Source organism: Amaricoccus sp., from assembly GCF_036846665.1.
Classification (GTDB): Bacteria; Pseudomonadota; Alphaproteobacteria; order Rhodobacterales; family Rhodobacteraceae; genus Amaricoccus.
Map to the genome: position 1 here is coordinate 1 of NZ_DAIUBO010000237.1, position 5,738 is coordinate 5,738.

Annotated in this window: 6 protein-coding genes; 2 read left to right on the forward strand and 4 right to left on the reverse strand. The window is 70.0% G+C overall.

Translation table 11 applies throughout. From position 1 onward, the window contains the following. Together V7050_RS17490 and V7050_RS17495 are read right to left on the reverse strand one after the other, a co-directional pair. On the reverse strand, positions 1-539 hold a 539-nt coding region (locus tag V7050_RS17490), incomplete at its 3' end, for a DUF2461 domain-containing protein (RefSeq protein ID WP_324410924.1). A 107-nt stretch (positions 540-646) separates the two neighbouring features. Continuing rightward, complete coding sequence (locus V7050_RS17495) at positions 647-976, reverse strand: hypothetical protein (protein WP_324410926.1); 330 nt, start codon at positions 974-976, stop codon at positions 647-649. A 201-nt stretch (positions 977-1,177) separates the two neighbouring features. Here V7050_RS17495 and V7050_RS17500 point away from each other — a divergent pair, with 201 nt between their 5' ends. Further along, entirely contained in the window at positions 1,178-1,615 is a 438-nt protein-coding gene (locus tag V7050_RS17500; protein ID WP_324365922.1) for a GFA family protein, read from the forward strand. 138 nt (positions 1,616-1,753) lie between these two features. Here the strand turns inward: V7050_RS17500 and serA are convergent, their stop codons facing one another. Both serA and V7050_RS17510 read right to left on the reverse strand, forming a co-directional pair. Further along, a complete protein-coding gene (serA, locus tag V7050_RS17505; protein WP_324374148.1) occupies positions 1,754-3,346 on the reverse strand; it encodes a phosphoglycerate dehydrogenase in 1,593 nt (530 codons plus the stop codon). A gap of 58 nt (positions 3,347-3,404) precedes the next feature. Then, positions 3,405-4,598, reverse strand: coding sequence for a phosphoserine transaminase (locus tag V7050_RS17510; protein ID WP_324365490.1), 1,194 nt, complete (start codon positions 4,596-4,598; stop codon positions 3,405-3,407). Positions 4,599-4,790: 192 nt separating this feature from the next. On the opposite strand from V7050_RS17510, the gene V7050_RS17515 reads away from it, so the two are divergent. Further along, positions 4,791-5,705, forward strand: coding sequence for a DMT family transporter (locus V7050_RS17515; protein ID WP_324365491.1), 915 nt, complete (start codon positions 4,791-4,793; stop codon positions 5,703-5,705). Positions 5,706-5,738 lie beyond the last annotated feature (33 nt).

The window sequence follows — 5,738 nt, forward strand, 5'->3', positions numbered from 1 at the left end:
GGGCAGAGATCGTCGCCCGCCAGCACGTCTTTCAGCCGCAAGAGCTCGATGCGCGGATGGTCCCGCGCCACGCCGCGCGGCGCACCCTTCAGCGCCGCGCCCCAGAGCCGCAGCCCGGCCGCGCGCATGGAAGCGACCGCCTCGGCCAGTTCCGCCCCCTCGGGCCGCTGCACCGCGTCGCGATAGCGCTGCAACTGGTCCGCCGCCATGCGCAAGTAGCCGGAGCCCGCGCCGAGCCCCTTCGAGGAGATCGAGACATAGAGCCCGGATTCGCTGCCCGGCACGCGCACCACGCCGTAGGTACTGGTCTTGTAGGGCGACTTGTCCTTCGAGAAGCGGATGTCCCGGTTCTGCCGGAACATCCTGACGCTGCCGCCGAGATCGGCCGCCAGTTCCTCGAGGAGCCTCTCGAGCGGATCGCGGATCCCGCGCTCCCACGCCGCCCGGTTGGCCTCGAACCAGGCCTTGGAATTCTCCGCCTCGAGTCCGCGGAACCAGTCGAGCGCCTCCGCCCCGAAGCCCAGGAACGGCGCCTGCATCACCGCCCCCGCCGTCCCGTCCCGGGCGGAACCCGGCTGCGGCGCCCGGACGCGGGCGCCCCGCGCGACCGGCGGGGCGGTGCCGCCCGCTGCGAGGCCGGAACCACCTAGAAGTGGCCCTTCACGGTGTTGCTCCTGACCGAACGGCCGAAACCCTCGACATCCACCAGGGCATAGATCTCGTCCTGGCGCCAGTCCTCGTTCAGCTGGCTTCCGGGAACGACCGTCGACAGGCTGAAGCTCCCGTCCGGAAGCACATGGTTGGGGATGCCGACGCCGATGCCGAAGAGACTGTCGTCGAAGACCGGATCGTCGCCGCGGATCCTGGCCGCGACCTCCGCCCCGACCGAATTGTGGAACCCCTCGCCATTGACGACGACGAGATAGCGTCCCGGCTGATCCTCGGCCCGGCTGATGAAGAGCGTTGCACTCGCCATGACTTTCCTCCTTGGCACTCGACCTGAAGCAGACTCGCTCTGGAGGAAGGGGATTATACCACAGATCGCCGCCGACGGCAGCGCGGCGGCCGCGGGCGCTGGCGCGACAAAGGGTTTGGCGGAAGCCGGGTCAGCGCCTAGACTGTCTCGCCGCGGCCCGGATCGACGGTGCCGCAAGGCACTCAAGGGGAGGAAACCGAAATGGCAAGCACGCTCGACGGTGGCTGCGCCCATGTCCATACGCATTCGGATCGCGCTCCGGTCGACAATCACACCTGCCACTGCTCGGTCTGCAAGGCGGTGACCGGACAACCCGCCACCCATGTGGCGTTCTTCAGATACGCCGACGTGGCGGTGGACAACATGGACGGGCTGAAGCGCCAGCCGTTCAACGCCAAGAACCCCGACGGACCGCTGGAGCTCTGCACCTGCGCCGAATGCGGTGCGCCGATCATGCTCGACGACAAGATGCATCGCATCCGCGCGATCGTGCCGAACCTCATGGGCTTCGACGAGGGTTTCCCGGCCGCGACCTACCATGCCTTCTACGACCCGGCGACGGGGGAGCCGAAGCCCCGGGACGGCCGCCCGGTCTACGAGGGGCTGCGCCCGGATTTCGCCTGGCCCGACCCGAGCTGAGCCCCGCCCCGGCCGGGCCCCGGCGCGGCCCGGGGAACGCGCCGGCCGCCGGTGCATGCGGCGTGCATGGATCGTGCATGCCGCGTGCAAGCGTGGTGCATGCCGGAATCGCGCCCCTGGCCCGACGGGCCGCGGGACTCAGAACGTCAGCGCCTTGGCCTGGCGCACCTGCGGCAGCGCCGCGATCTCGGCGAGCGTTTCCGCCCCGATCACATCGTCCACGCCCAGCAGCGCGATCGCCTCGCCGCTCTTGACCGCCCGTCCCAGCGCGAAGGTCGCGATATTGACGCCAAGCGCGCCGAGCTTGGTCCCCAGCGCGCCGATATAGCCGGGCGTGTCGGTATTGGTGGTGTAGAGCATGTAGCGCATCGGCTCCGCTTCCAGCCCGATCCCCTTGATCTGGATGAACCGCGGCTTGCCATCGCTGTAGATCGTGCCGGCGACCGAGCGGGTCTGATGCTCCGTCGTCACGATCAGCCGGATGTAGGATCCGAAGGCGCCCTGGGCATCCTTCCGCGTCTCGGCGATGTGGATCCCGCGCTCCCGCGCCACCAGCGGCGCGGAGACCATGTTGACGGCACCTTCGCCGACCAGCGGCCGCAGCAGTCCCGCCGTCAGCGCGGCGGTGAGCGGGGTGAGGTTCAGGTCCCCGACCTCGCCCACGTATTCGATCTCGATCTCCTCGATCGCATGTTCGGTCACCTGCCCGGCGAAGCTCCCCAGCATCTCCGCCAGCGCAATCCAGGGTTTGAGGATCGGCGCCTCCTCGGCCGTGACCGAGGGCGCGTTGAGCGCGTTGGAGATCGCGCCATGGACCAGATAATCGGACATCTGTTCAGCCACATGCAGGGCGACGTTCTCCTGCGCCTCGGTGGTCGAGGCCCCCAGATGCGGCGTGCAGACCACGTTGGGCGCGTCGAAGAGCACGTTCGTCACCGCCGGCTCCTCGGCAAAGACGTCGAAGGCCGCCGCCGCCAGCCGGCCCTCCTTCAGCGCCGCCGCCACCGCCGCCTCGTCCACCAGCCCGCCGCGGGCGCAATTGATCAGCCGCGCCCCCGGCTTGATCCGCGCGATGCGCTCGGCCGACAGGATGTTCGCGGTCTTCTCCGTCTTCGGGAGATGGAGCGAGATGAAATCCGCGCGCGCCAGCAATTCGTCGAGATCGTCGATGCGCTCCACCCCCATCGCCAGCGCCCGTTCGGCGGAGAGGAACGGATCATGGGCGATCACCCGCATCTTCAGCCCGATCGCCCGGCTCGCCACCACCGAGCCGATGTTGCCCGCGCCGATCAGCCCGAGCGTCTTGCCCGAGATCTCCACGCCCATGAAACGCGACTTCTCCCACTTCCCCGCGCGCGTCGAGGCATCCGCCGCCGGGATCTGGCGGGCCACCGCAAACATCATCCCGATGGCGTGCTCGGCGGTGGTGATGGAGTTGCCGAAGGGCGTGTTCATCACCACGATGCCGCGGGCGCTGGCGGCGGCGATGTCGACATTGTCGACCCCGATCCCGGCGCGGCCGATCACCCGCAGCCGCTCGGCCCGGGCGATCAGGTCACCCGTGACCCTGGTGGCGGAGCGGATCGCGAGGCCGTCGTAGTCGCCGATGATCGCGGCAAGGCGCTCGGGATCCTTGCCGAGCTTCGGCTGAAAATCCACCTCGACACCGCGGTCGCGGAAGATCTGCACGGCGGCATCGGACAATTCGTCGGAAATCAGTACTTTGGGCATGTCTGCTATCCTGTTGCGGCAAGGGCCGCGGCAATGGGAAGGGTTGCGGGCGCGGCGATCAGCCGGCGCGGGTCACGGCGAAGGCCCAGTCGAGCCAGGGCGTCAGCGCCCGAACGTCGGCCGTCTCGACCGTGGTGCCGCACCAGATCCGCAGGCCCGGCGGGGCGTCGCGATAGCCCGCGATGTCATAGGCGGCGCGCTCGGATTCCAGGAGCTTCGTCATCCGCTTGACGAAATCGCGTTGCGCCGTCTCGTCCCGCGACGCGATCCCGGGGTCGGTGATGCGCAGGCAGACCGAGGTGTTCGAGCGCACCCGCGGGTCCGCGACGAGGTTCTCGATCCAGCCGGCGCCGTCCACCCAATCCTGCAGGGCGGCCGCATTGGCGTCGGCCCGGGCACAGGTGGCCTCGAGCCCGCCGAGCCCCTCCATCCATTCCAGCGCATCGAGGCAATCCGCCACGCAGAGCATCGAGGGCGTGTTGATCGTCTCGCCGAGAAAGATCCCCTCGATCAGCCGGCCGCCCTTGGTCAGCCGGAAGACCTTCGGCAGTGGCCGCGGCGGCACGAAGCTCTCCAGCCGCTCCACCGCGCGCGGGCTCAGGATCAGCATGCCATGCGCACCCTCGCCGCCCAGCGCCTTCTGCCAGGAGAAGGTCGTCACGTCGAGCCTCTCCCAGTCCAGCCGCTGCGCGAAGGCCGCCGAGGTGGCGTCGCAGAGCGTCAGCCCCGCCCGGTCCGCGGCGATCCAGGCCGCGTCCGGCACCCGCGCGCCGCTCGTCGTGCCGTTCCAGGTGAAGCAGACATCCGCATCCTGCTGTACGGATCCGAGATCGGGCAGCGCGCCGTAATCGGCACCGAGCACCCGGCAATCCGCCAGCGCGAGCTGCTTGGTCGCATCCGTCGCCCAGCCCTGTCCGAAGCTCTCCCAGACGAGCATGTCGACCGGGCGCGCGCCCAGCATCGACCACATCGCCATCTCGAAGGCGCCGGTGTCGGAGGCCGGCACGATCCCGATCCGGTAATCCTCCGGGACGCCCAGCAGCCGCGCCGTGCGCTCGATCAGGTCGCGCAACTGCGCCTTGGGCGCCGCGGCGCGGTGCGAGCGGCCCAGGAAGGCGCGCGCCGCCACCGCCTCCGCGCTCCATCCGGGGCGCTTGGGACAGGGGCCGGAGGAGAATTCCGGCCTTGCGGGTCTGTGCTGGGGTTTCGCGGGCGCGGCGACCGCATCGCCGACGGCTTGGGGGTGGCTCATCGGCCAGCTCCATGGTCAGGGTGATGTTGCCGAGCCCGCCCCGCTCACCCTGGTCCGGGGACGCGCCCGGAGCCCGGATAATCGATCTCCGGCACGGTGCCAAGCGCGATTGTGGCGCGCGCGCCGGTCCGGGCTTCTCCTGACTGCCGCCGCCCGATATGACGGAGCATCTTCGCAGGTATTTCCCCGATCATGCGCCCCGAATCCCCGACGCTCACCGCCTGGCTGCTCCTGTTCCTGCTCGGGCTGATCTGGGGCGGCTCGTTTCTCGGTGTCGCCCTGGCGCTCACCGGATTCGGTCCCGCCTGGGTGGCGGCGATCCGCATCGCCCTGGCGGCGGTGATCCTGCTCGGCGTCGCCTTCGCCACCGGCCAGGGCCTGCCCGCCTGGGCGAGCGACCGGGGCCGAAGGATCTGGCTGCATTGCGCCGGCATGGCGATCTTCTCCAATGCGCTGCCCTTCACGCTCCTTTCCTGGGGCCAGCGCCATGTCACCTCGGGCTATGCCGGCATCACCATGGCCGTGGTGCCGCTGCTGGTGCTGCCGCTCGCCCATGTCTTCGTGCCGGGCGAGCGCATGACCCCGCGCAAGGTGGCGGGCTTCGCCGTCGGTTTCGCGGGCGTCGCGCTGCTGATCGGGCCGGCGGCGATTCTCTCGGGCGAGGCCGGCACCGACGGTCTCGCCCGGCTCGCCTGCATCGCGGCGAGCTGCTCCTATGCGGTCGGCGCGATCATCACCCGGCTCGCGCCCGCCGGGCCGAAGCTCTCCTTCGCCGCCGCGGGGCTCCTGATCGCCGCCGTGGTGATCCTGCCCGTGGCGCTTCTGAGCGAAGGCATTCCCGCGAGCCCGCCGCCGGCGGCGCTCCTCGGCGTGCTCTATCTCGGCATCCTTCCCACGGCGCTGGCGACGGTGATGCTCGTCCATGTGATCCAGACCGCGGGCCCGTCCTTCCTGAGCCTGGTGAACTATCAGGTCCCGGTCTGGGCGGTCATCATCGGCTGGGTCGTCCTCGGCGAGACCCTGCCCGCGCAGTTCCTCGCCGCGCTCGGCCTCATCCTCGCCGGCCTCGCGACGAGCCAGATCCGCCTTTCGAGAGCGCGGGCCTGAGCTCCGGCGACCTCGGCATGCCTGCGTTTCACA